Origin of the sequence: Promicromonospora sp. NPDC019610 (assembly GCF_044389365.1) — a bacterium.
GTDB lineage: Bacteria > Actinomycetota > Actinomycetes > Actinomycetales > Cellulomonadaceae > Promicromonospora.
On sequence record NZ_JBIRXX010000004.1, the window covers coordinates 419040 to 443880 of the forward strand.

Annotated in this window: 24 protein-coding genes and 1 riboswitch; of the genes, 16 read left to right on the forward strand and 8 right to left on the reverse strand. The window is 75.0% G+C overall.

Features of this window, described 5'->3' with window-relative positions:
* Positions 1–37: 37 nt before the first annotated feature.
* From ACH45N_RS26750 to ACH45N_RS26785, 8 genes are read left to right on the forward strand one after another with little or no spacing between them, the layout of a single operon-like run.
* Positions 38–1207, forward strand: a complete 1170-nt coding sequence (locus tag ACH45N_RS26750; protein WP_397399122.1) for an ADP-ribosylglycohydrolase family protein — start codon at positions 38–40, stop codon at positions 1205–1207.
* A complete protein-coding gene (locus tag ACH45N_RS26755) occupies positions 1204–2577 on the forward strand; it encodes an ADP-ribosylglycohydrolase family protein (RefSeq protein WP_397399124.1) in 1374 nt (457 codons plus the stop codon). Before ACH45N_RS26750 ends, ACH45N_RS26755 begins: the two co-directional genes overlap by 4 nt.
* Positions 2574–3521 (forward strand): ribokinase, encoded by a 948-nt coding sequence (locus ACH45N_RS26760; RefSeq protein ID WP_397399126.1) that lies wholly within the window; start codon positions 2574–2576, stop codon positions 3519–3521. Before ACH45N_RS26755 ends, ACH45N_RS26760 begins: the two co-directional genes overlap by 4 nt.
* A 9-nt stretch (positions 3522–3530) precedes the next feature.
* Complete coding sequence (locus ACH45N_RS26765; protein WP_397399128.1) at positions 3531–5537, forward strand: SUMF1/EgtB/PvdO family nonheme iron enzyme; 2007 nt, start codon at positions 3531–3533, stop codon at positions 5535–5537.
* On the forward strand, positions 5534–6742 hold the full coding sequence (locus tag ACH45N_RS26770; protein ID WP_397399130.1) for a CaiB/BaiF CoA transferase family protein: 1209 nt from the start codon (positions 5534–5536) through the stop codon (positions 6740–6742). Before ACH45N_RS26765 ends, ACH45N_RS26770 begins: the two co-directional genes overlap by 4 nt.
* On the forward strand, positions 6739–7638 hold the full coding sequence (locus tag ACH45N_RS26775; protein ID WP_397399132.1) for an HpcH/HpaI aldolase/citrate lyase family protein: 900 nt from the start codon (positions 6739–6741) through the stop codon (positions 7636–7638). Before ACH45N_RS26770 ends, ACH45N_RS26775 begins: the two co-directional genes overlap by 4 nt.
* A gap of 52 nt (positions 7639–7690) precedes the next feature.
* On the forward strand, positions 7691–8197 hold the full coding sequence (locus ACH45N_RS26780; RefSeq protein ID WP_397399134.1) for a DUF2975 domain-containing protein: 507 nt from the start codon (positions 7691–7693) through the stop codon (positions 8195–8197).
* Positions 8197–8427 carry a helix-turn-helix domain-containing protein gene (locus ACH45N_RS26785; RefSeq protein WP_397399136.1) on the forward strand — a complete coding sequence of 77 codons (231 nt, stop codon included), beginning with the start codon at positions 8197–8199 and terminating at the stop codon, positions 8425–8427. The genes ACH45N_RS26780 and ACH45N_RS26785 overlap by 1 nt, the downstream gene beginning before the upstream one ends.
* A gap of 346 nt (positions 8428–8773) precedes the next feature.
* Here ACH45N_RS26785 and ACH45N_RS26790 read toward each other — a convergent pair whose 3' ends face one another.
* The gene (locus ACH45N_RS26790; RefSeq protein WP_397399138.1) at positions 8774–9748 is read right to left on the reverse strand and encodes a zinc-binding dehydrogenase; all 975 of its coding nucleotides are present in this window, start codon (positions 9746–9748) and stop codon (positions 8774–8776) included.
* 172 nt (positions 9749–9920) lie between these two features.
* Here ACH45N_RS26790 and ACH45N_RS26795 point away from each other — a divergent pair, with 172 nt between their 5' ends.
* Positions 9921–10340 carry a CBS domain-containing protein gene (locus ACH45N_RS26795; RefSeq protein ID WP_397399140.1) on the forward strand — a complete coding sequence of 140 codons (420 nt, stop codon included), beginning with the start codon at positions 9921–9923 and terminating at the stop codon, positions 10338–10340.
* A gap of 44 nt (positions 10341–10384) precedes the next feature.
* Here ACH45N_RS26795 and ACH45N_RS26800 read toward each other — a convergent pair whose 3' ends face one another.
* Both ACH45N_RS26800 and ACH45N_RS26805 read right to left on the reverse strand, forming a co-directional pair.
* Positions 10385–11587: an ROK family protein gene (locus tag ACH45N_RS26800; protein WP_397399142.1), complete on the reverse strand. Its 1203-nt coding sequence runs from the start codon at positions 11585–11587 to the stop codon at positions 10385–10387.
* Positions 11588–11600: 13 nt separating this feature from the next.
* Positions 11601–12803 carry an MFS transporter gene (locus tag ACH45N_RS26805; protein WP_397399144.1) on the reverse strand — a complete coding sequence of 401 codons (1203 nt, stop codon included), beginning with the start codon at positions 12801–12803 and terminating at the stop codon, positions 11601–11603.
* Positions 12804–12861: 58 nt separating this feature from the next.
* Between ACH45N_RS26805 and ACH45N_RS26810 the strand changes: the two genes are divergently transcribed.
* The 3 genes from ACH45N_RS26810 to ACH45N_RS26820 are packed head-to-tail and all read left to right on the forward strand — an operon-like array spanning position 12862 to position 15155.
* Entirely contained in the window at positions 12862–13455 is a 594-nt protein-coding gene (locus tag ACH45N_RS26810) for a sugar O-acetyltransferase (RefSeq protein ID WP_397399145.1), read from the forward strand.
* A gap of 2 nt (positions 13456–13457) precedes the next feature.
* On the forward strand, positions 13458–14000 hold the full coding sequence (locus tag ACH45N_RS26815; RefSeq protein ID WP_397399147.1) for a TetR/AcrR family transcriptional regulator: 543 nt from the start codon (positions 13458–13460) through the stop codon (positions 13998–14000).
* Positions 14001–14039: 39 nt separating this feature from the next.
* Positions 14040–15155 (forward strand): NAD(P)-binding domain-containing protein, encoded by a 1116-nt coding sequence (locus tag ACH45N_RS26820; protein WP_397399149.1) that lies wholly within the window; start codon positions 14040–14042, stop codon positions 15153–15155.
* On the opposite strand, the gene ACH45N_RS26825 is transcribed toward ACH45N_RS26820, so the two are convergent.
* The 3 genes from ACH45N_RS26825 to ACH45N_RS26835 form a co-directional block, all read right to left on the reverse strand.
* The gene (locus tag ACH45N_RS26825; protein WP_397399151.1) at positions 15100–16452 is read right to left on the reverse strand and encodes a hypothetical protein; all 1353 of its coding nucleotides are present in this window, start codon (positions 16450–16452) and stop codon (positions 15100–15102) included. The two genes, ACH45N_RS26820 and ACH45N_RS26825, sit on opposite strands and share 56 nt — an antisense overlap.
* Before the next feature lie 2 nt (positions 16453–16454).
* Positions 16455–16832, reverse strand: coding sequence for an SHOCT domain-containing protein (locus tag ACH45N_RS26830; RefSeq protein WP_397399153.1), 378 nt, complete (start codon positions 16830–16832; stop codon positions 16455–16457).
* 296 nt (positions 16833–17128) lie between these two features.
* Complete coding sequence (locus tag ACH45N_RS26835; RefSeq protein WP_397399155.1) at positions 17129–17788, reverse strand: DUF1345 domain-containing protein; 660 nt, start codon at positions 17786–17788, stop codon at positions 17129–17131.
* A 26-nt stretch (positions 17789–17814) separates the two neighbouring features.
* A riboswitch (guanidine-III (ykkC-III) riboswitch) is annotated at positions 17815–17878 on the forward strand.
* An 11-nt stretch (positions 17879–17889) separates the two neighbouring features.
* Between ACH45N_RS26835 and ACH45N_RS26840 the strand changes: the two genes are divergently transcribed.
* Positions 17890–18204 carry a DMT family transporter gene (locus tag ACH45N_RS26840; RefSeq protein WP_397399157.1) on the forward strand — a complete coding sequence of 105 codons (315 nt, stop codon included), beginning with the start codon at positions 17890–17892 and terminating at the stop codon, positions 18202–18204.
* Here the strand turns inward: ACH45N_RS26840 and ACH45N_RS26845 are convergent.
* The gene (locus ACH45N_RS26845) at positions 18179–19783 is read right to left on the reverse strand and encodes a tannase/feruloyl esterase family alpha/beta hydrolase (protein WP_397399159.1); all 1605 of its coding nucleotides are present in this window, start codon (positions 19781–19783) and stop codon (positions 18179–18181) included. The genes ACH45N_RS26840 and ACH45N_RS26845 overlap by 26 nt on opposite strands.
* Before the next feature lie 88 nt (positions 19784–19871).
* Between ACH45N_RS26845 and ACH45N_RS26850 the strand changes: the two genes are divergently transcribed.
* Positions 19872–20924 (forward strand): alpha/beta fold hydrolase, encoded by a 1053-nt coding sequence (locus tag ACH45N_RS26850; RefSeq protein WP_397399160.1) that lies wholly within the window; start codon positions 19872–19874, stop codon positions 20922–20924.
* Between the two features lie 55 nt (positions 20925–20979).
* Positions 20980–23712: an AAA family ATPase gene (locus ACH45N_RS26855; protein ID WP_397399162.1), complete on the forward strand. Its 2733-nt coding sequence runs from the start codon at positions 20980–20982 to the stop codon at positions 23710–23712.
* Positions 23713–23715: 3 nt separating this feature from the next.
* Here ACH45N_RS26855 and ACH45N_RS26860 read toward each other — a convergent pair whose 3' ends face one another.
* Positions 23716–23871, reverse strand: a complete 156-nt coding sequence (locus ACH45N_RS26860) for a hypothetical protein (RefSeq protein WP_397399164.1) — start codon at positions 23869–23871, stop codon at positions 23716–23718.
* Between the two features lie 64 nt (positions 23872–23935).
* Here ACH45N_RS26860 and ACH45N_RS26865 point away from each other — a divergent pair, with 64 nt between their 5' ends.
* The gene (locus ACH45N_RS26865) at positions 23936–24832 is read left to right on the forward strand and encodes an alpha/beta fold hydrolase (RefSeq protein ID WP_397399166.1); all 897 of its coding nucleotides are present in this window, start codon (positions 23936–23938) and stop codon (positions 24830–24832) included.
* Positions 24833–24841 lie beyond the last annotated feature (9 nt).

The following is a 24841-nucleotide window of genomic DNA, read 5'->3' on the forward strand; positions in this document are numbered from 1 at the left end:
GACGCAAGCGACGTAGGAACGAACAAGGAGCGTAGCCGTGAGCTGGTTAGAGGACCGGTCGGTGGCCGTGATCACCGGTGCCGCAGTGGGGGACGCCCTCGGTGGAGCGACCGAGGGCTGGACACCGGAGCAGATCGAGGAGCGGCACGGGGGCCGCGTGCGCGGCATCGTCGGGCCCTGGTACCCCAACTGGCGCGACGCGCGCCCCATCGCCCCGTACCACAAGGGCGACGGGCACATCACGGACGACACCCTCATGACCCGGGCGCTCGTGGAGGTGTACGCCAAGCGGCGGACGCACCTCGACGCCTACGCGATGGCCGAGGACCTGGTGCCGCTGATGATCGGGGAGCCGCGGTGGATCCCCGAGCTCGAGTCGACGGCGCTGCTGCTCCAGCGGGTGTTCCTCGCCGAGAAGTGGCTGGTCGCCCGGCTGCACTACGGGCACGTGGACCCGCGCGAGGCGGGCGTGGGCAACGTGGTCAACTGCGGGGCGGCGATGTACGCGGCCCCGGTCGGCCTGGTGAACGCGGGTGACGCCCGCGCCGCCTACGCCGAGGCGATCGACCTTACGGGCGCCCACCAGTCCAGCTACGGCCGCGAGGCGGCCGGGGTCTTCGCGGCGATGGTCGCGGCCTCGGTCGCCCCGGGCGCCACGCTGGACGACGTCGTGGCCGCCGCGCTCGACGTGGCGCACGACGGGACGGCGGCCGCGCTCCGGGCCGTCGTCGACGCCCTGGACGGCTGGCCGGAGGCGCCCGCGACCGACGACGAGGAGCGCAAGCTCGCCCGCCTCGTGCGGGAGGTCGTGGCCCCGTACGACTCGGTGGGCGCGGAGTACCGGCAGATGTCGATGGACGCCCGCCGGCCCTCGCGCACCAAGTCGATCGAGGAGCTGCCGGTGGCGCTCGGGCTCCTGCTCGGGCACCGCGGCGACTACCGCGGCTCCGTGCTGGCCGCCGTGAACTACGGGCGCGACGCCGACTCGATCGCCGTCATGGCGGGCGCCGTCGCCGCGGGCCTCGGTGGCAGCGGCGTAGTGCCCACCGACTGGCTCGACCAGATCGAGACCGCCAGCAAGATGGACGTCCGCGAGACGGGCCGCCTCATGGCGGACGCCGCGAGCGACATCCTGCGGGCCGACCGCGAGCGGGCGCTCGCGCGGCTGACGTCGCTCGACGCCGTCGGGGCGGGTGAGCCCGCGTGAGGCTGACCTGGGCCCAGCCCGAGGACCTGCTCGCGCACGAGCTCGTGCAGTCGGCGGCCGAGGGCAAGGACGTCGCCGACGTCCGCGACCGCTGGGTCGCGGCGGGCGGTGACCCGACGCCGGCCGTGAACGGGGCGGGTCCCGTCCCGGCCACGCCGGAGCTCCGGGCGCTGGCGCGCGACCTGCTCGACGAGCTCGACGCCCGGCCGGGGTCCTCGGGCCCGGGATCCTGGCACGAGATCGAGGGCCTGCTCCCGCCGGCCCCGTCCCTGCCGAACCGTCCGACGGGAGGGGACGCCGCCTACGCCGCCCGGGTGCGGGGCGCCTGGACCGGCCGGGCCGCGGGCTGCCTGCTCGGCAAGCCGGTCGAGAAGATCCCGCGCGCCGGGATCGAGGAGATCCTGCGCGCGACCGGCCGCTGGCCGCTGGACGGCTGGTTCACCGCCGTCGGCCTGCCCGACGACGTCGCGGCGCGCTGGCCGTGGAACCGCCGGTCGGCGCCGACGTCGCTGGAGGAGAACATCTCCGGCATGCCGGAGGACGACGACCTCAACTACCCGATCCTGGCCCTCGCCCTGCTGGAGAAGCACGGTCGCGGGTTCACCACCGACGACGTGGCGCAGCTCTGGCTCGACAACCTGCCCGCCGGACGCACCTTCACGGCCGAGCGCGCGGCGTACCGCAACATCCTCGACGCGGTGCCCGTGCCGGGGACGGCCACGCACCACAACCCGTTCCGCGAGTGGATCGGCGCGCTGATCCGCACCGACCTGCTCGGCTGGGTCTCGCCGGGCGACGTCCGCGGGGCGGCCCGGCTGGCCTGGGCCGACGCCCGGCTGAGCCACACCGGCGACGGGGTCTACGGGGCGATGTGGGCGGCCGGGCTGGCCGCCGCCGCGATGGTGGCCCCCGACGTCGAGCAGGTGCTCGACGCCGCGGACGCCGTCGTGCCGCCCGGGAGCGGGCTGGCGGGCGCCGTGGCGCTCGGCCGGGCGCTGGGGCGGGACAACGACGGGAGCGAGGCGGGCGTGCGCGCCGGGCTCGACCGCATCCACGCCGAGTACGGGCACCTGCACTGGGTGCACACCCTGAACAACGCGGCCGTCATCGCGTTCGCGCTGTCGGCGGGCCGGGGCGCCTTCGGGTCCAGCGTCTCGATCGCCGTCACGGCGGGCTGGGACACGGACTCGGCGGCGGCGACCGTGGGCGGGGTCGTGGGCGCTCTGCTGGGCGTCGACGGGATCGGCGAGCGCTGGACCGCGCCGCTCGACGGGCGCATCGCGACCTCCCTGCCGGGCGGGGAGCAGCGCATCGCCGACCTCGCGGCGCGTACCGTGGCGCTCGTGGAGCCCGCCAGGGGTGCCGCATGACCGGGCACGTGGTGGTCGTCGGGTCGGCCAACGTCGACCTGGTGGTCGACGTGCCCCGGCACCCCGCCGGCGGCGAGACCATCCTGGGCGGCGACCTACGCCGCACGCCGGGCGGCAAGGGCGCCAACCAGGCCGTCGCCGCGGCGCGCGCCGGGGGAGCGGACACGACGTTCGTGGGGGCGCTCGGCAAGGACGAGTCCGGCGAGCTGCTGCTCGCCTCGCTCGGCGGGGCAGGCGTGCGCACCGACGTCGTCGATCGGGTCGACGCCCCGACCGGCACCGCCCTGATCACCGTCTCGCCCGACGGCGAGAACGCCATCGTCGTGGCGCCGGGCGCCAACTCGCGCGTGCGGGTCGGCGCGACGCAGGCCCGCCGGATCGCGGCCGCCGACGTCGTCCTGGCGCAGCTCGAGATCCCGCTCGACACCGTCATCGCGGCCGCCCGGGAGCGCCGCGCGGGGGCGCTGTTCGTGCTCAACGCGGCGCCGTCGCGCGACCTGCCCGACGCCCTGTGGGACCAGCTCGACGTGCTCGTGGTCAACGAGCACGAGGCGGCGGACCTGGCTGGGCCGGCCTCCGGCGCGACCCCCGAGAACCTCGCGGCCGCCCTGCTGACCCGGGTGCCGGCGGTGGTCGTGACCCTGGGCGCGGCGGGCAGCCTCGTGGCCCGGCGCGGAGCGGACGCCGTCCGCGTCCCGGCTGCCGAGGTCGCGGCGGTGGACACGACCGGTGCGGGTGACACGTACTGCGGCGTCCTGGCCGCGGCGCTGGCCGGGGCGGGTCCGGCCGGGTCCGGGTTGGGCGGCTCGGGCCTGCTGCAGGCGGCCCGCCTGGCCGGCGCCGCCGGGGCGCTCGCCGTCACGCGGCCCGGCGCGCAGGACGCCGTGCCCGACGCGGCCGACGTCGGCGCGCTGGCCGAGCACCTGCTCGTCGACAAGAACTAGAAAGGCATCATGAGCTACACGTTCGACCCCCTCGTCCCGCGGCCGATCGACCGGCCCACGGAGGTCGCCGTCGGCCCCCTGACCCCGGACCTGAGCGAGGCGCTCGACCAGGCCAAGATCTTCTCCGGGCCCGTGGACCCGGCGGACCGCCCGGCGTGGCGCGAGACGCTCCGGGCCTGGCGGTCCGACGCCCGGGCCCGGCACGGCTACACCGGCGCGGCGTACGCACGGCCCGAGGCCGCGTGGGCGGCGCGGTGCAGCACCGTGGCGCAGGTCTGGCTGTGGGACGAGCTGCTCTACTCGTTCGAGGAGAGCCGGTTCACGCCGGAGGTGTTCCTCGCCGACGCCGAGGAGCGGTTCGGCGGGCTGGACGCCGTCGTGCTGTGGCACGCCTACCCCGTGATCGGGCTGGACGACCGCAACCAGTGGGACTTCTACCGGGACGTGCCGGGTCTGGCCGCGCTCGTGGCGACGTTGCACGAGGCCGGGGTGCACGTGTTCGTCGACTACAACCCGTGGGACGTCGGCACCCGGCGTGGCGACGACGACCTCACGGAGCTCGCCGCGGTCGTGCGTGAGCTCGGCGCGGACGGCGTCTTCCTGGACACCCTGAAGAAGGCCGAGCCCGAGCTGGTCGCGCGCCTGGAGGCGGCGCGGCCCGGGATCGTGCTGGAGGGCGAGTCCAAGCTGCCGGTCGAACGCATCGAGGACCACTCGTCCTCGTGGGCGCAGTTCTTCGCCGACTCGCCGGTGCCCGGCGTGCTGCGGGCGCACTGGTACGAGCGCCGGCACATGCAGCACCACGTGCGGCGCTGGCACCGCGACCACTCCGAGGAGCTCCAGTCCGCGTGGCTGAACGGCGTGGGCGTCATGGTGTGGGAGGTCGTCTTCGGGGTGTGGGTCGGCTGGTCCCGGCGCGATGCCGCGACCGTGCGCCGGCTCGTGACGGTCCAGCGCGCGGCCGGTGACCTGCTGCTCGACGGCGAGTGGACGCCGCTGGCGCCCCTGGCCCCGGAGGCCGAGGCCGCGGGGGTGTACGCGTCGCGGTGGGAGCTGGACGGCGTGACCCTGTGGACGCTGGTGAACCGGGGCGAGGCGGAGTACCAGGGGGAGGTGCTGGACGACGGGACGGAAGCCGTGGTCCCCGGCCGCGGCATCGGGGCGCTCCTCGACGTCGCGCCCGACGCCGAGGAACCCGCCTGGCTGCCAGGCCTCCGCGACGCGCTGCGGGACCTGCCGCACGACGCCGACGCCCGGTTCCCGCACCGGCTGGCGCGCCGGGTGACCAGGTCGGACGCCCAGGTCGTTCCCGTGACCTACACGTCCGTCGGGTCGGCTCCGTCGTCGGTCATGCTCACGCCGGACGCCGTCGTCGTCCCCGCGGGCGACTACGTGCTCACCGTGCGCTACCGCGCGCGGGAGACGGGGATGTACCAGGGCGCGCCGTACGTGGACGAGTGGAAGCCGCTGCCGCCGCGCCTGCACGACGCACGGACGCTGCAGCGGGACGGCACGCTCGCGACGCCGGTCGCGGTCGCGGAGACCGAGGTGACGAACGCGCAGTTCGCGCAGTTCCTCGAGGCGACGGGTTACGCGCCGGCCGAGCCGCACCGGTTCCTCGCGCACTGGTCCGACGGGAGCCCGGCCGCGGGTACCGCGGACGAGCCGGTCACGTACGTCGACCTCGACGACGCCCGCGCCTATTGCGCCTGGCGCGGCGGGCGGCTGCCCACGGAGGACGAGTGGCAGCTCGCGGGGGAGGCCGCGCCCGCGTCCTTCGGGGTGGGGCGGCCCGGGGTCGCCGTCTGGAGCTGGACCGAGAGCGAGCACAGCGACGGGCGCACCCGGTTCGTCATGCTCAAGGGCGGCAGCGACTACCGCGCCCCAGACTCCGACTGGTACGTCGAGGGCGGTCGGCACGCGCCGGACTACTCGGTGAAGCTGCTGCTCCCGGGGCTCGGGCTGGCCCGGAGCGCCACGGTGGGGTTCCGCTGTGCCTGGGAGGTGTCGGCATGAGCGTGTCGCGCGATCCCGCCGACGGCGCCCTGGCCGGCCTGCGCGTCGTGGACGCGTCCACGCTGTTCGCGGGGCCGATGGCGGCGATGCACCTGGGTGACCTGGGTGCCTCCGTGGTCAAGGTGGAGCACCCGGTCAAGGCCGACCCGTCGCGCACGCACGGGGCCGCGAAGGGCGGCGTCAACCTCTGGTGGAAGACGCTGGGGCGCAACAAGCGCACCGTCACCGCGAACCTGGGTTCGGACGGCGGGCGAGAGGTGTTCCTCGCGCTGGCCGAACGGGCCGACGTGGTGATCGAGAACTTCCGGCCCGGCACGCTCGAACGCTGGGGGCTGGGCTACGAGGAGCTGTCGGCGCGCAACCCCCGTCTGGTGCTCGCGCGGGTCTCGGGTTTCGGGCAGACCGGCCCGTACCGGACGCGCCCGGGGTTCGGCACGCTCGCGGAGGCGATGAGCGGGTTCGCGGCGATGACCGGCGAGGCGGACGGCCCGCCCACGCTGCCGCCCTTCGGCCTGGCCGACGGCGTCGCGTCGCTCGCCACCGCGTTCGCGATCATGACGGCGCTCTCGGCGCGCGAGCGGACCGGGCGGGGGCAGGTCGTGGACACCGCGATCGTCGAGCCGATCCTCGCGATGCTCGGGCCGCAGATCACGCGCTGGGACCAGCTCGGGACGGTGCAGGCGCGCACGGGCAACCGGTCGAGCAACAACGCGCCGCGCAACACCTACCGCACGAGCGACGGGCACTGGGTGGCCGTCTCCACGTCGGCCCAGTCGATCGCCGAGCGGGTGATGCGGCTGGTGGGGCGGCCCGAGCTCGTGGACGAGCCGTGGTTCGCCCGCGGCGTGGACCGGGCGCGGCACGCGGACGAGCTCGACGACGCCGTCGGCGGCTGGATCGCTCGGCGGACGCGGGCGGAAGTGGTGGCGGCGTTCGAGGAGGCCCAGGCGGCGGTGGCCCCCGTGTACGACGCGCGGGACATCGTGGCCGACCCACAGTTCCAGGCGCTCGGGACCATCCACGAGATCGAGGACCCCGAGCTGGGGCCGATGCTCATGCAAGGGCCGCTCTTCCGGCTCTCGGAGAACGACGGCGTCATCCAGTTCACCGGGCGGCCGCACGGCGCGGACACGGACGAGGTGCTGGGGGAGCTCGGCTTCTCCGCCGAGCGTGTGGCGGAGCTGCGGGAGGAGGGGGCGGTATGAGCGAGGCTGCCGGGGCCGGGGCCGGGGCCGGGGCCGGGGCCGGGGCCGGGGCCGGGGCGGGGGCCGGGCCGCGCCGCGGCGCGCCGCTGACCCTGCTCTACGTGCCCGCCGACCGGCCCGACCGGGTGGCCAAGGCGCTGGCGTCGGACGCCGACGCGGTGCTGGTGGACCTGGAGGACGCCGTCGCGCCGTCGCACAAGGGGGAGGCGCGGGAGAACGCCGGACGCCTTCTTGCCGGGGTTTCCGGGCGGCTGGTCCAGGTGCGGATCAACCACGGCAGCAGCCCGTGGCACGCCGTCGACGTCGCGATGCTCGCGACGCTGCCTGCTTCGGTCGGGGCGCGGGTGCCCAAGGTGGAGTCCGTCTCCGAGGTCCTTGCGCTCGCGGACGCACTTCCGGGCCGGGCGCTGCACCTGCTGGTCGAGACGGCGCTCGGCGTCGAGCGGGCCTTCGAGCTGGCGACGGCGTCGCCCCAGGTGGCGTCGATCGGGCTGGGGGAGGCCGACCTGCGCTCCGACCTGCGGGTCTCCGACGACGCAGGCCTGACCTGGGCACGCAGCCGCGTGGTGGTCGCGGCTCGGGCGGCGGGGCTGGTGCCGCCGGTCATGTCGGCGTACACGAACGTGCGCGACCTGGACGGGCTGGCGGCGTCGTGCCTCGTGGGGCGCGGGCTGGGTTTCTCGGGCCGGACGGCGATCCACCCCGGGCAGCTCGACACGATCCGGGCGGCGTTCCTGCCGTCGGCGTCCGAGGTGGCTGCCGCGCGGGAGGTGCTGGATCGGGTGCGTGCTGCCGCTACGGAAGGGGTGGGGGCCGTGGCCCTGGCGGACGGGACGTTCCTCGACGTGGCGATGGTGGAGCGGGCGCGGTGGGTGGTGGAGCTGGGTGGCTCTTGAGGTTGCTGTCGTGACGCGATAGGTTTCTATCGTTTCTCGATAGGAGGCGCTGATGAACCCGGTCACGACAGGTCTGCTCCGCGTAGTCATCGTGCTGCTCGTCCTCGGGACGCTGCTGACGCAGCTGGTGATCCTGCCGGACATGGCGTGGACTCTCCAGGTGCGTTATCCCGAGGCTGCTGCCCTGCGGGTGCCGACGCTCGTCGTATCGGCGATCGGGCTGGTGCCCCTGCAGGCGGTGCTCGGCTGCGTCTGGCGGCTCGTGGGGATGGCCCGGCGGGACGCGGTGTTCTCGCCGAGCGCGTTCCGGTGGGTCGACGCGATGATCGGGTCGGCGGTCGTGGCGGGCGTCGTCGCGATGGGCCTGCTGGTCTGGCTCTTGGCGCAGACCCGGGACACCGGTGTCCCGCCCGGGATCTTCCTGACACTGGTCGGCTGTGCGGTGCTCGCCGTCGGCGTCGCGTTGCTGGTGGTCGTGCTGCGGGGTCTCCTGGTCAAGGCCGTCACGTGGAAGGGCGAGGCCACGGCGCTGCGCGCCGAGCTGGCCGAGGTGATCTGATGCCGATCGTCGTGGACATCGACGTGATGCTCGCGCGCCGCAAGATGTCGGTGGGGGAGCTCGCCGAACGGGTCGGGATCACCCCGGCGAACCTCGCGGTCCTCAAGAACGGCCGCGCGAAGGCGGTCCGGTTCTCGACGCTCGACGCACTCTGCGCGGCCCTCGAGTGCCAGCCGGGCGACCTGATCCGGTACGAGGCGGGGGATGGCGCGGCGGTGCCGGAGGGATGACGGGGGCCGGACTCGACGTGGCCGCGCCCGGCCCGGCCCGGGGGTGCGCTTCTACCCCGTCATTGGGCCCGGAATGGGTCGTGATCCGGGCCCGATGACGGGGTAGAACCGCACTTCCGAGCGCGGCCGTGGGCTCGGCCCGGCTCGCCGGGCCCCCGGCTCCACCCGGCCTGGCGGGGGCCGGTCGAGCAGCAGGGAGTCGATCGGCCGGCGGGGAGTCGATCGCCGGCAAGGGCGTGATCTCGGCCGCGGCTCGGGGTGAGTTCTGCTGTGGGCAGATGAGGTCGCGCCCCTGAGTACGCGCTGGTCCGCGACTTCCTCGCCCGGCTCGGCGCACCCGCCTGAGTCACGGCACCAGCACGATCCGCCCGAACACCGTGCCCGCGTCCATCCGGCGGTGGGCCTCGGCCACCTGGTCCAGGGACAGCACCTCGTGGACGACGGCGTGCAGCTCACTGCGCGCCGCGGCGGCGAGCTGGGCCACGCGGACGGCGTGCAGCTCCGCCGCGGGCACGGAGTCGAGGCTGAACGTCCCGACCGAGCGGGACTGCTGGAACGCACCCAGGAGGCGCGCCCCGAAGTCCGCGGGCGGCATCCCCGCGATCGCGCCGACCACGACCATGCGCCCGTTCGGCGCGAGCCGGTCGATGAAGTCGGGGGTGCCCGCACCGCCCACGATGTCGACGACCACGTCGTAGGCCGCCGGGGCGTCCGGGTCGCCGTTCCCGGCCCGGTCGAGCACGTGCGTCGCCCCGAGGGCGCGCAGGCGCTCGCCGCGTCCGGCGGACGACGTCGTCACCGCGACGGCGCTCGCGCCGCCGCGGGCCGCGAGCTGCACGGCCGCGATGCCGATGCTCCCGGCCGCGCCCCGTACCAGCACGGACTCCCCGGCCGCGAGGTGCGCGTGCGTCAGCGCGAAGTGCGCCACGGGCGCCGAGCTCCCGAGGGTGACCGCGTCGACCGGCGAGAGCCCCTCGGGCAGCGCGACGACGTCCTCCACCCGGGCGACCGCCTGCTCGACGTAGCCGCCACTCGTACCGGTGAACGCCCAGACCCGGCGCCCCACCCACGCCGCGTCGACGCCGGCGCCGACCGCCGTCACCCGGCCGGCGACCTCGCTCCCGGGGACCAGCCCCGGGCCGAAGCCGAACCCGCTGAGCGTCCCGCGCCGGATGACGGCGTCGACCCCGCCCACGCCGATCGCCTCGGTCTCCAGCACCACCTGCCCGGGTCCGGGAGCCGGCGCGGGGGCCTCGCCCACCACCATCCCGCTCGGGTCGCCGAAGCTCTCGATCGTCACTGCTCGCATCGTTCTCGTCACGCCGGCGACGCTAACGGACGCCTGCGTCCACTTCGGGAAAGTGAGAGCGGCGGCCGGACGTTTGCCTCACATGCCGTAGTGACGGCGGACGGCGTGCGAGTGGGCGCACACCGCCGCACGGTGGACAGAGGCCGGCCACCCCCGCCCGGCCGCACCCAGGAAGGAGCGCGCCATGGTCCAGCAGACCGTCGCCGATGTCATGACACCGGCGCCCACCACCATCGGGATGTCCGAGACGTTCCAGACCGCCGCGCGGGCGATGGCCGACCACGACGTCGGCGCCCTGGTGGTCCGGGCCGGACCCACCGTCATCGGGATCGTCACCGACCGCGACCTGGTGGTTCGCGGCCTCGCGGAGGGGCTCGGCCTCGAGGCGATGGTCGGCGAGGTGGCCAGCGAGGAGCTCGTCACGGTCGGCCCCGACGTCCCCGTGGAGGCCGCGGTCGAGATGATGCGCAGCGCCGCCGTCCGGCGCATCCCCGTGGTCGACGGCGACACGGCCGTCGGTATCCTCTCGATCGGGGACCTCGCCGTCGAACGGGACCCCACGTCGGCCCTGGCCGACATCTCCGGTGCCGAGCCGAACGACTGAGCCGGACCGAACGACTGAGCCGGACCGAACGACCGAGGAGGGCGTCAGGACCGCCCGTAGCTCGTCACGAAGTGCTCGACGGCGCACGCCGCCGCGCCCCGCGCCCAGTCCACGAACCGCAGCGGCCGCAGCTCGATGGCCGAGCGCGCGGCGGAGCCGAAGGCCCGCTGCTCGAACGCGCTGCGCACGTGCGGGTCCATGACGTCGTAGTCCTGCTCGTGGGACGGTCCGTCGCTCGCGGCCGGCCCGGACCCGCCGCCGATCGCCTCGCCCGTGATCACGATGTGCTGGGCGCCGAGCAGGTTGGCGATGGTGGCGATCCCGATGCCGACGGCGCGGCCCGCGTCGGCGAGCACGCGCACGGCGTCGGGCTGACCCGAGCGGGCGAGGTCCGCGACGTCGCCGATGCCGAGCCCGTCGAAACCGGCCTCCGCCATGCGGCCCAGGATCCCGGCCGAGCCCGCGATGGCCTCGACGCACCCCCGGTTGCCGCAGTGGCACAGGGGCCCCTCGGGGTCGACCAGCACGTGGCCCACCTCGCCGGCCACGCCGAAGCCGCCGTGCACCACCTGCCCGTTGACCAGCAGCGCGCACCCGATGCCGGTGCCGACCGTGACGAGCGCCAGCGACGAGATCCCGCGGCCCACGCCGTACCAGCGCTCGCCGGTCAGGAGGGCGCGCACGTCGTTCTCGACCGTCGTCGTGAGCCCGGTGCGCCGGGCGACCTCCTCGCCGAGCGGCACGTCGCGCCAGGCCAGGAACGGCGAGTAGGCCACGTGCCCGGAGACGGCGTCGACGTCGCCCGAGACGGCCAGGCCGACGCTGCCGACCGCGGGCCGGCCGGCCCGCAGGCCGTCCACGAGCTCCACGATCTGCCCGACGATCGCCTCTGGGGCGTGGTCGCGCACCGGCACCGTGACCTCGTCCAGCACCTGGCAGCGCAGGTCGCAGACCACGCCGAAGAGCTGGTCCGCGGTGACCTTCACGCCGATCGACTGATGGGCCTCCGCCTGCAGGGTCACCATCGTGGCGGGCCGCCCCAGGGCGCCGTCAGACGACGCGCGGTCGCCGGTCTCCCGCAGGAGCCCCGCCTCCAGCAGCGGGCGCACCGCGCGCGTGATCGCGCCCGGCGTCAGGCCGGTGTCGCGCGCCAGGGCGGTCCGTGAGGCGTCGCCGCTGCGGACCAGCTCCTGGAAGACGCGCGTCCCCGCCGGGCTGAGGGCGGGTGCGGCCGATCTCGCGGACATGCCATGACTCTATCTAGGTGGCGCGGCGCCGCAGCACCCCGGACAGGGCCACGACCAGGACACCCGCGATCGGCACCACCAGCAGACCGGTCCGCAGACCCACCGAGTCGGCGACCAGGCCGACCAGCGGCGGGGAGAGCAGGAACCCGAGCCGCAGCAGCCAGGACACGATGGTCAGGCCGGTGCCGGGGCGCAGCCCGGGCAGCTCGTCGGCCTCGTGCATGGCGGCCGGGATGAGCGTGGCGCTGCCGAAGCCCGCGGCGGCGAACCCGGCGATCGTGCCCGGCACGGTGGGCCAGGCCAGGGCCAGCCCCATGCCGAGCGCGATGATCACGCCGCCCGCGCTGGCGACCGTGCGCTGGCCGAACCGGTCCACCAGGCGGTCCCCCAGCAGGCGGCCCACGGTCTGCGCGCCGACGAGCGACACGTAGGCGGTGGCGGCGAGCGCGGCCGGGGCGCCGAGGTCGGTCGAGAGGTAGAGGGTCGCCCACGAGCTGCCGGCGTCCTCCACCAGGGCGCCGCCGATGCCGATGAGAACGAGCGCGGCGACGATCGCCAGGGTGCGCACGCTGAGCCGCGGGCCGCGGAGCCGCGCGGCAGTGGCAGGACCGGCGTCGTCGGCCGCGTCGTCGTCCCGGCCCGGGAGGAGGAACCGCAGGGCGACGAGCGCCACGACCGCGAAGATCCCCAGCGAGATGCCCAGGTGCACGTCCAGCGGCAGGCCGAGCGCGATGGCGCCTGCGGCCATCGACCCGCCGAGAACGGCGCCGATGGACCACACGGCGTGGAAGCCGTTGATGATGGACCGCCCGTACCGGCGCTGCACGCGCAGGCCGTGGGTGTTCTGGCCGACGTCGGTGATCGAGTCGGACGCGCCGCCGAGGAACAGCGCGGCCACGAGCAGGGCGAACGACGGCGAGAGGCCGGCCGCCAGCGTGCCCAGGCCCGTCAGGACCGTGCCGACGACGGCGACGCGTGCCGACCCGAAGCGGCGCACCATGTACCCGGCGCCGAGGCCCGACACGATCGCGCCCGTCGGGAACGCGGCGATGGCCAGGCCGTAGGCCGCGTTGTCGAGGTCGAGCGCGGTCTTGATCTCCGGCAGGCGGGGCACCAGGTTGGCGTAGAGGGCGCCGTTGGTCAGGAACAGCGCGCCGACGGCGGCGCGGGCGCGCCGGACGGCGAGCGGCGGACGGGTGTCCTGGGGGAGCGACATGCGCACGAGCGTACCCGTGTTACGTACGGTCGTACACATCGCCCGCTACGCTGTGCCCATGGCTCACGACTACTTCGCCGGCGACCCCCGCACCCACCACGAGCGCATGCTCGCCGGCGACCTCTACATCGGCGGTCAGGACCCGGAGAGCGTCCGGCTCGCCCAGCGCGGCCTGGCGCTGGCCGACGCCTACCACCGCGCGGTGGTGGCCGACGACGACGGGGCCCGCGCGCTCCTGGACGACCTGCTCGGCACCCTGGGCGAGGACGCGTTCGTCAAGCCGCCGTTGTTCGTCGACTACGGCGGGAACCTCCACGTCGGCCCGCGCACCTTCGTCAACTACAACCTCACGGCCCTCGACGTCGCGACCATCACGATCGGCGCCGACTGCCAGATCGGCCCGAACGTGCAGCTCCTCACCCCGACCCATCCCGTGGAGCCCACCCCGCGCCGGGACAAGCTGGAGGCCGCGCTGCCCATCACGATCGGCGACAACGTCTGGCTCGGCGGCGGCGTGATCGTCTGCCCCGGGGTCACCATCGGGGACAACACCGTGGTCGGCGCGGGCGCCGTCGTCACGCGCGACCTGCCGGCGAACGTCGTCGCCGTCGGCAACCCCGCCCGCGTGGTCCGCGACCTCACCGAGGGCTGACCGTGACCGGACGCCGGCACGACCCCGACCGCAGGAGCCGGATCATCGACGTCTGCCTCGACCTGATCGCCGAGGTGGGGGTCGCCGGCGTCTCGCACCGCAAGGTGGCGGCCGCCGCCGACGTGCCGCTCGGGTCGATGACCTACCACTTCGCCGGGATGGACGAGCTGCTGCGCGAGGCGTTCGGCCGGTTCGCGCACGCCGGCAGCGACGGGTTCGAGCGGCGGATGAGCGCGGCGACCGACCTGGAGAGCGCCCGGGCGGCCGTCGTCGCGATCATCACGGAGGACGTGTTCGGCACCCAGCGCGACCTGGTGCTGACCCACGAGCTGTACACCCTCGCGTCCCGGGAGCCCGCCTACCGCGAGCTGACCAACGCGTGGATGGCGCGGTCCCGGGCGGCGCTGGAGCGGCACTTCGACCCGGTCACGGCGCGGATGCTGGACGCCCTCATCGAGGGGCTGACGATCCATCGCGCCCTGGACACCGAGGCCCCGCCGCCCGAGACGGTCACGGAGGCCGTGCGACGCATCACGTCCGGCTGACCGCCGGAACATCCGCGGCCCCGGGGTGTTGTCCCTGGTGTGAGCGACATCCTGAGGCGGGCGACCGTCGTGGTGATCGGGGCCGGGCAGGCCGGGCTCTCCGCGGCGTACCACCTGCAGCGCCGCGGGTTCGTGAGCGCCGTGGACCAGCCGGAGGCGGAGCGCACCTTCGTGGTGCTGGACGCCAACCCGGCGCCCGGCGGGGCCTGGCAGCACCGCTGGGAGTCGCTGCGGATGGCCACCGTCAACGGGATCTTCGACCTGCCCGGGCTGGCCCAGCCCGCCGTCGACGCCACCGAACCCAGCAGGCTGGCCGTCCCGCGGTACTTCGCGGGCTTCGAGCGCACGTTCGGCTTCCCGATCCTGCGCCCCGTCCGCGTGGTCGCGGTCCGCCGCGCCGACGACGACCCGGACGGCGAGCTCGTGGTGACCAGCGACCGGGGCTCCTGGTCCACCACCGCCGTCATCAACGCCACCGGCACCTGGACCAACCCCGTGCTGCCGCGCTACCCCGGGCAGGACACGTTCCGCGGGCGGCAGCTCCACACCCGGGACTACGTGCGGGCCGAGGACTTCGCCGGGCAGCGCGTGGCCGTCGTGGGCGGCGGCATCTCGGCCCTCCAGCTCCTGGAGGAGATCTCGCGGGTGGCGACCACCCGCTGGTACACCCGGCGCGAGCCGGTCTTCCACGACGAGTTCCGCAGCGAGACCCTCGGCCGCGAGACCATCGCCAAGGTCATGGCCGACGTCGAGGCGGGCCGGCCCACCGGCAGCGTCGTCTCCTACACGGGGCTCATCTGGACGCCGTACGCGCTGGCCGCGCGGGAGCGTGGCGCCCTGGAGCGGCGGCCCATGTTCACCGCGATCGAGCCGGACGGCGTCCGCGAGGCGGACGGGAGCCGGACGCCGCTCGACGTGATCCTCTGGGCCACCGGGTTCAAGGCCGACCTCGCCCACCTCGGCCCGCTCGGGCTGCGCAACGAGCTGGGCGGCATCGCGATGAACGGCACGCAGGTGGCGGACGAGCCGCGGGTGCACCTCATCGGGTTCGGGCCGTCGCAGTCGACGGTCGGCGCCAACCGGGCGGGCCGCGAGGCGGTCACGGCGGTGGTTCGGCGGCTCCCGGCCGCGCAACCAGCTCGATCAGCAGGATGAGCACCACGGCCCCGGCCGCGACGCCGACGATCAGCGCCGGCGTCGGGCTGGACGCGAGCAGGAGCACGAGCGCGCCGAGCGCGATGACGGCGGCGCGGGCAACGCCGCGGTAACGGGCGAGCCAGACGCCCGTGGCTCCGGTGGACACGCCCCGGCCCTCGGCCCACCCGCGGGTCCGGCTCATCCCCTTGCCGATCCCGGACCGCAGCCCGCGCGCCGACGCGCTCGATCCGCCGAGGTAGGCGGCGACGGCGACGACCAGGCCGAGCACCCCGACGGTGCGCAGCGTGACGCGCAGGAACGAGACGAGCTGGTCGAACACGACCTGCGCGGCGTCGAGCCGCATCACCTTCCCGCTGAGCGCGTCGAGATACAGCCCGCGTCCGACCGCGAGGCCGATGCCCAGGACGACCATCGCGGCGGCCAGCGCGAGGCCCGCGACCATCAGGGCGCGCAGGTGGTGCGTCGCGGCGGCGACGCCGGCGCCCAGGAGGACCAGGACGACCCACGGGAGCCACGTGCCGAGCGCGACGACCTGGGCGTACCGGTTCCGGATCTCGGTGAGCTGGCTGGACTCCATGATGGTGAACGAGGCGTTGATGGTGGGCAGGTTGCCCGCCAGGGTGAGGCCGCGGTCGACGAGCCGCTGCTTGAGCACGTCGATCAGCCCGCTGAGCTGGATGGTGAGCTGGCCGTTCTGGCCTACCTGGACGACGTCGCCCTCGTTGCCCTGCATGACCTGCACGAGCTGCTCGTGCGCCACCCGGTTGGCCTGGTCCCAGGCGTTCTCGAACTGGTCGCTCTCGACTACCCGGTCCGCCGCGTTGCGGACGAACGACTCCACACCGCTGGTCAGCGGGCCCTCCAGCGCGGTGATCGCCTGTGCGGCCCGGGGGGCGATGTCGCGTTGGTTCAGGCCGTCCTGCACGTCCTTGAGCAGCGCCCCGACGTCGATCCGCTGCATGACGGCGGTGGTCATCCGGCCCGCGACCGCCTGCTGCACCACCGGGTCCTGGGCCAGGGGCGCGACCGTCGCGACGTAGCGGTCCGTGTCGGTGAGGGTGCGCTCCGCCCAGGCGGCGACCACCCCCACCGGGGCCAGCAGGGCACCCAGGAGGATCAGGACGACGGCGGTCGCGCTCCGCGCCCGGTTCCTGGGTGGACCTGCCGGCGCAGCCGGACCCGTCCCGCCGTGCGGCGCCGCGTCCAGTCGCCGCCGGAGCTCGGCGTTCTCACGCTCCAGGGCGGCCAGACGGGCGGTCACGTCGGGCGGGTTCTCCGCCGCGGGCTCGGACACGGTCAGACCAGCGCCTTGGCCTTCAGCCGTTCGAACTCCGCCGGTGTGATGGTGCCGGCGTCGAGGAGCGCCTTGGCGCTCGTGATCTGCTCGGACGGCGAGGGGCCGGACGCGACCTCGCGGATGTAGCTCTCGGTGTCGCGCTGTGCCTGCGCCAGCCCCGCGGCGCTCCGCTCGGCCATCCCCCGGCCACGGGCGATGAGGTACACGAGCGCCGTGAGGACCGGGAGGAAGATCAGGAAGATGATCCACAGGGCCTTCCACCAGCCGGACAGCTCGTGGTCACGGAAGAGGTCCGCGACGATCTGGAACAACACCATGAGGTACGCCACGAAGAAGAAGCTGTAGACAATCAGCCAGAAGAAATCCCAGAAATCCATGACTGCCCCGTTCTCGACGGCCATCCGATGGGATCGGAGCGCATCGGAGGTATGCCCGATCCGCACTTTCAAAGTAACTGCGGAGAGTGCGTTCCGCCCGCGCTGAGCGGGGGTATTTCGCCGCCGAGGAACGAAAGCCGGGGCGGGCCCGATAAATCACCTGATTCGGGTGAACTTTTCGCGCGCCGGGCATCCGTGTCTACGAGAGCACCGACTGCACCGGCCGGGCGCTCACGTTCCCGGCCACCGACGTGCACAGCTCCATCGGGTTCGACGGGCGCAGCCTGCCGCGCACCTCAGTTCGCGAGCCCGGCCACCAGGTTGATCAGCAGGGCCACGATCACCGTGCCGAACAGGTAGGCGAGCAGCGCGTGCACCTGCGCGATCCGGCGCATCTCGGAGGAGCCGAGGTCGGTGTCGGAGACGGCAAAGCTCATCCCGACGGTCACCGCCAGGTACGTGAAGTCGGTGTACCGGGGCGGCGCCGTCTGGTGGAAGTCGATGCCGCCCGCCGGCGCGGTGTAATAGGCGCGGGCGTAATGGAGCGCGAACACCGTGTGCACGCACGCCCAGGAGACCACCACCGAGGTGAGGACGGCGGCCGTGGTGACGGTGCCGTCTGCCCGGACCCCGCCCACGAGCACGACGACGATCCCGCCCAGGCTCGCCACGGCGGCGAGCAGCACTATCACGTGTGCGATGGTGCGGGTGGGCTCCTCGCGCACGGCGTGCTCGCTGGTGGCCCGGGGGTCCATCGGGACGATCACCAGCGCCGTCCAGGCCACGAACACGAGCCCGGCACCGGCCCAGCCGCCGAGCAGCGCGGCCGCCGTGGAGTCCCAGGCCAGCAGCCAGCCGAGCAGGGCGCCGACCAGCAGGGACACGACGATCCGCACGGCGTGCGGGCCGTCCAGCACGCTGCTCAGCCGCCGCATGCCCGTCATCTGCTCCGTCATGCACCCCAGTGTGTGCGAAGATCGGGGCAGAACCCACAGCGGTTCCCGGACGAGGGTTGCCGTACCCGGTGTGCGACAAGACGGCATCTGAGGAGCACACCATGTCCTGGATCGTTCTTGTCGTCTCCGGCCTTCTCGAGGCCGTCTGGGCCACCGCGCTGAGCCGTTCCGAGGGTTTCAGCAACGTCGTCCCGAGCATCGTCTTCGGCGTCGCCCTCGTGGCCAGCATGGGCGGCCTCGCCTTCGCGCTGCGCGATCTGCCCGTGGGGACCGCTTACGCGGTCTGGGTGGGGATCGGCGCCGCGACCACCGTCGCCTGGGCGATGGCCACGGGCGCCGAACCCGTCTCCGTGGTCCGCGTGCTGCTCATCGCGGGCCTGATCGGCTGTGTTATCGGGTTGAAGCTGACCCACTGACGCAGCGGTAGCCCGCGCCGTCGGCCGGATCGCCCTCGTAGCGGGTCACCAGCGGGTAGCGGCAGACCTCGCGGGTGACGGTCCGGCCGTCCCGCTCGGTGACGACAGCGGGCAGCGTCGCGGGGGCCTTCCCCTGCTCCACCCAGTCCACCAGCGTCACCAGCGGGTCGGTGCCGATGCCGCAGTGGTTCACGCCCGGGGGCAGGAACAGCCGGTAGAAGCTGTCGACCCGGGCGTTGCCGCCCATGACCCGGTTCACGTGCTCGCGGTAGTCGACCGTGCCCTGGGTGGGCACGAGCTGGTCGGCCTGGCCGTGCCAGCTCAGCAGCTTGCCGCCGGAGCGGGCGAACGCGGACAGGTCCGGGTCGTCGCTGCCGATCACGGGGTGGAACTCGCGCTGCGACGTCGCGAAGAGCTGCTCGAACTGCCGGTACGTCAGGTGAGCGGTGTCGAGCTGCGGATCCTTGGCGACGAAGTACTTGACCCACTGGTCGGCCACCACGAACGGCTGGCCGGGCGTGGCGAGCCAGTTGAACGCGGCGCCCTTGTTCGGGCCGTACCACAGCGGGTGCCCCGACCGGCTGACCGGACCCTGCCAGATCTTGCGGACGGCGTCCGCGAGGTCCGAGCCGATGGTGTACGTCGTGCCGTCGCAGTCCACCTGGGTGCCGACCAGCTCCCGCGGGTCCCACGTGCAGTCCTGCGGGTCGTCGATGATGCCGTCCCGCACGCCGTCGATCGTGTCGCAGGCGTCGACCGCGGCGGTGTTGAACGCCTCGATCTCGCACGGTGCGGGGGCGACGTCCTCCTCGTTGAACACGACCTGCGGCCACAGCGTGGCCACGGCGAACCGGTCCCAGCTCACCGCGGGCGCGCCGGCCAGGATGCCCTGGAAGTCCTGCGGGTACTCCTGCGCCGCCACGTACCCCTGGCGGCCGCCCGTGGAGCAGCCGTTCCAGTAGGAGTAGGTGGCCCGGGTGCCGTAGTACTGCTTGGTCACGGACTTGCCGACCACGGCGAGGTCGTGGACCGACCGGGACGCGAAGTTCTCCAGGAGGGGCGTGTTCACGCGCCCGTCCGGCGTCAGCGCCCAGCCGCTGACGTCGGTCGGGGACTCGCCGATCCCCGCGTCGGTGGCCGCCGCGGCGTAGCCGTTCTTCACGGCCGCCACCAGGGTGGCGCCGAGGTCGCCGGCCAGGTAAGCGCTCCCGCCGGTGGCCTGGAAGCGGCCCGACCAGTCGGCGCGGTCCTGCGGCAGCGAGACCTTGACGGTCTCGTGGTCGCCGGCGCGGCCGTGGGTGAGGGTCACCGTGATGTCGCACCGGGCGGGCACGTCGGGGATGGGGGCGGGCGTCTGGAGCGGCGGCGTCGCCTCGGGGAAGGTGACCGTCCCGGCCGGGAAGGCCTGGGCGGTCACGGACTCGACCTGGGCGCCGCGCGGGGCGGAGACGGGTACGGGGGCGCACGACGACGCGGGGTGGGCGTCCCCGGCAGGGCTGCTCGCCGGTGCCGCGAGCGGGAGGAGCCCCGCCGCCGACACCGACAGCGCCGCCGTGACCAGTATGACTAGCTTGTTCATGGTGCACAGCCTGGCCCGGCGGCACCCGGGGCCGCCCCAGGGAGACACCCTGGTGCGCCCCCGGGGCCGTGGGCGCGAGGGTGGGGCCATGGACAGAAGGACATTCGTACGGACCGCCGGCCTGCTCGCCACCTCCGCCGCCGTGGGCGGGGCCGCCCTGCCTGAGGCGGCGGCCGTGACCTCCGCCGAACCCGCCGCACCCGCCGCGCCCACCGCCGCCCCCGCCCGGCCCTCGCCGTCGTTCCCCGTGGTCAAGCAGGTCCGCGCCGGCGAGCTCGACGTCGGGTACGCGGAGCTCGGGCCAGCCCGGGGCCGGCCGGTCGTCCTGCTGCACGGCTGGCCGTACGACATCCACGCCTACGCCGAGGTGGCGCCCCTGCTCGCGGCCCGCGGCTACCGCGTGATCGTGCCGTACCTGCGGGGCCACGGCAGCACCACGTTCCTGTCGCCGGACACGTTCCGCAACGCGCAGCAGGTGGTGGTGGCACGCGACGTCGTCGCGCTGCTGGACGCCCTGCACATCCCGCGCGCGGTGCTGGCCGGCTTCGACTGGGGCTCCCGCACCGCGGACATCGTCGCGGCCCTGTGGCCCGAGCGCGTCAAGGCACTCGTGTCGGTCTCCGGCTACCTGATCACCAACCGCGTCGCCAACCAGACGCCCATCGAGCCCGCGCGGGAGCGGGCGTGGTGGTACCAGTACTACTTCGCCACGGAGCGGGGCCGGCTGGGGCTCCAGGACGAGCACTACCGCAAGGAGCTGGCCCGCGTGGTCTGGACGTCCAGCTCGCCCACCTGGGCCTTCGACGACGCGACCTTCGACCGGACGGCGGCCGCGTTCACCAACCCGGACTACGCCGCGATCGTGCTGCACAACTACCGCTGGCGCCTCGGCCTGGCCGACGGCGACCCGCGGTTCGACGACGTCGAGGCCCGGCTGGCGGCGGGGCCGGCCATCGGCGTGCCCACCGTGACGATCGACGCCGAGCTCGACCCGTTCACAGCGCCCGGCAACGGCACGGGGTACCGAGACAAGTTCGTGGGGCCGTACGACCACCGGACGTTCCGCGGCGTCGGCCACGCCGTGCCCCAGGAGGCGCCGGCCGAGTTCGCCCGCGCCGTGGTCGACGCCGACCGGCTCTGACCCACCGCCCCCAGGAGAGCGCCCCGCCCGGTGTAGCCTCCGCGGGGAGGTGCGTGTGCGGAGCGAGACGGTGCTGCGCGGCCGGCGGCGCGAGACGGAGGCGCTCGACGAGCTGCTGCGAGAGGTCCGGGCCGGGCACAGCCGGGTGCTGGTGCTGCGGGGCGAGGCGGGGATCGGCAAGACGGCGCTGCTGGACCACCTGTCGGCGCGGGCGGGAAGCGCCCGGGTGGTCCGGACGGTCGGCGTGGAGCCGGAGTCCGAGATCGCCTACTCGGCGCTGCAGCAGCTGTGCGCGCCGCTCCTGGCGTACCTGGACCGGCTGCCCGCACCGCAGCGGGACACCCTCGCCACGGCCTTCGGCCTGAGCGCCGGCCGCCCGCCCGAGGCGTTGCTGGTCGGCCTGGCGGTGCTCGGGCTGTTCGCCGAGGCCGCGGCCGAGCGGCCGCTCCTCTGCGTGGTGGACGACGCCCAGTGGGTGGACCGGATGTCGGAGGTGATCCTGACCTTCGTGGCCCGCCGCCTCCAGGCCGAGTCGGTCGCCCTGGTCCTCGCCCTGCGCAGCCCCGGTGACGAACAGGTCCTCCCCGGCCTGCCCGAGCTGCGCCTCGACGGGCTCCCGGACGCCGACGCCGCGGCGCTGCTCGACACGGCGCTGCCGGGGCCCGTCGACGACCACGTCCGGGCGCGGATCCTCGCCGAGACGCGCGGCAACCCGCTCGCGCTCCTGGAGCTGCCCCGCGGCCTGACGCCGGCGGAGCTCGCGTTCGGGTTCGGCCCCCCGAGCCCGACGCCCGTCGCGGACCAGGTCGAGGACGGCTTCCAGCGGCGCGTCGCCGCGCTCCCGCCGGAGACCCGCACGCTCCTGCTCACCGCCGCCGTCGAACCCGTGGGCGACGTACCCCTGCTGTGGCGGGCCCTGGACCGGCTCGGCGTCGTGCCGGACGCCGCCGCGGCGGCCGAGGCCGCGGGGTTGGTCCGGATCGGCGCCCGCGTGCGGTTCCACCACCCGCTGGTGCGCTCCGCCTGCTGGCGCTCGGCCACGCCGGCCGAGCTGCGCGCGGCGCACCGCGCCCTCGCCGACGTGACCGACCCGGCGCAGGACCCCGACCGCCGCGCCTGGCACCGGGCGCACGCCGCCCTCGGGCCGGACGACGAGGTGGCCGGCGAGCTGGAGCGCACCGCCGACCGGGCGCTCGCGCGCGGCGGACGCTCCGCCGCGGCGGCGTTCCTGGAGCGCGCCGCCGAGCTGACCCAGGACCCGAAGCTCCGGGCCGAGCGTGTCCTGGCCGCCGCGCGCGCCCGGTTCGCCGCCGGCGCCCTCGACGGGATTCCCGGCCTGCTGTCGGCCGCGGAGCTCGGCCCGCTCGACCCGCTGCAGCGCGCCGGGGCGGAGCGGCTGCGGGCCCAGGTCGCGTTCGCGCGCGACCGCGGACGGGGCGCCGTCGGGCCCCTGCTGGAGGCCGCGCGGCGGCTGGACCAGCTCGACCCGGCGGCTGCCCGGGAGGCGTACCTCTGGGCGCTCGGCGCCGCCGTGCACGCGGGCCGGCTCGGCGACGACGGCAACGACGCCGACGGTGGCGGCGTCCTGCGGCGCGCGGCCGAGGCGGCGCGCGCCGTGCCCGCCGGTCCGGACGCGACCGGCCTGTTTCTCACCGGGCTCGCCGTGCGGTACACCGCCGGGTACGGGCCCGCCGTGCCGCACCTGCGCGACGCGCTCGGGGCCCTGGCCGACGACGACGATGCCGCGGCGCTCCTGTGGCTCTCCGCGCCGGTGGCCCACGAGCTGTGGGACGACGCCGCGTGGTTCCGGCTCACCGAGCAGGCGCTCGCCGCCGCCCGCTCGACCGGCGCCCGCACGGTGCTGCCCACGGCCCTGACGTTCCGCGCCGGCGCCCACGTGGCGGAGGGGCGGTTCGCCGAGGCGTCCGACCTGCTGCGCGAGGCCGAGTCCTTCGCGAACCTGCCCCCGCACCCGTCGGCCGCGCTCACCCTCGCCGCGCACCGGGGCGTCGAGGAGCCCGCGACCCGCCTGATCGACGCGACCGTCCGCGAGGCCGAGGCGCGCGGCGAGGGCCGCTGGCTCGGGCTGGCGGGCTACGCCGAGGCCGTGCTGCACAACGGGCTCGGCCGGTACCCGGCCGCCCTCGCGGCCGCACGCCGCGCCGTCGCGTACGACGACCTCGCCCTGACCGGCTGGAGCCTCGGCGAGCTGGTCGAGGCCGCGGCGCGCGCCGGGGAGACGGAGGAGGCCGCCGAGGCGCGCGAACGCCTCACCGAACGCACCGCCGCCGCGGGGACGCCGTGGGCGCTGGGCGCGCAGGCACTCGCGGACGCGCTGGCGGGTCCGGCGGCCGCGGCGGAGGACCGGTACCGCGAGGCGGTCGACCTGCTGGGCGGCACGCGGCTGACGGTGCTGACGGCCCGGGCCCGTCTGCTGTACGGCGAGTGGCTGCGCCGGGAGAACCGGCGGGCCGCGGCCCGGGAGCACCTGCGCGGGGCGCACGAGGTGTTTGCCGCGGCGGGCGCGGAGGGTTTCGCGGGGCGGGCGAGCCGCGAGCTGGCGGCGACGGGGGAGACGGTCCGCAGGCGCAGCGCCGGGCCGGCGGACGGGCTGACGGCGCAGGAGGCGCAGATCGCGCGCCTCGCGGTGGCGGGCCGGACCAACCCGGAGATCGGCGCGGAGCTGTTCCTCAGCCCGCGCACCGTGGAGTGGCACCTGCGCAAGGTGTTCGGCAAGCTCGGGATCGGCTCGCGGCGCGAGCTGGCGGCGGCCCTGCGGGAGCGCTGAGCGTCAGCGCTCGAAGGGGTCCGCGACCTCGCCGTCGAGAACCGCGTCCTGGTCGGCGCGGAGTGCCTCCAGCGATATGTGTTGGCTCGCCTCGGACTCTCGCGCGGCGGCGGGCTCGTCGTGGTGGTCACGAGGGTTGACGTCTGGCTGAATCTCCACGAGATCGATGGTGCCACGAGACGACGCCAGGCGGTGTCGGGGGCACTGAGTGACAATCGTTCAGGTGATCGGCCATGACATCTGGTCGCCTACCCGCTTCGCGCGCAACGGCGACGTCACCCTCGCCTACGACCGGTTCGGCACCGGCCACGGCACACCCCTGCTCCTGCTGATGGGGCTGGCCATGTCGCGGTTCTGGTGGCCCGACGGCCTGTGCCGCGCGCTGGCCGACGAGGGCTTCGACGTGGTCCGGTTCGACCAGCGCGACACCGGGGAGTCCACCCGGTTCGGCGTGAGCGAGCGCCGCGTCTCGTGGGCGTCCCTGTTCGGCGGGGGTTCGGTGCCCTATACGGCCGAGGACGTCGTGGACGACGCCGCCGCCGTGCTCGACGCCGCCGGGTGGGACCGTGCGGTGGTGCTGGGGCACTCCCAGGGCGGCGTCGTGGCGCAGCGGTTCGCCTTGCGCTACCCGCAGCGGACGCTCGGGCTCGTCTCCTGCGACGCCCCGCCGAGCGACGCCGCCGGGCTCACGGCGCTGCGGCACCTGCGGTACGGCCTGATCGCACGGCAGGCCACCGCCCGGCACCCGCGGACCCGGGAGGGTGACGTCGCGTCCGCGCTCGCCGTCGCGCGGGCCATGGCGTCGCCCGCGTACCCCGTCGACGAGGCGGCGGCCCGTGCCCGGATCGAGCGCGGTCTCGACTGCGGCCCGCGCGACATGCGGGCCATGGGCCGCCAGCTCCGCGCGGTCTGGCACGGGCCCCGGCTGCGCGAGGTGCGCACCCCGACGCTCGTCGTGCACGGCGCGGCCGACCCCCTGGTGCGGACGACGGCGGCGCGCGCCACGGCGCGGGCGATCCCGGGCGCCAAGCTCATGGTGCTCGACGACGTGGGGCACGACCTGCCGCCCGTCGTCTGGCCCACGCTGGCGCGGCAGGTCCGTGGTCTCGTGCCGGCCTGACCCGGTCCG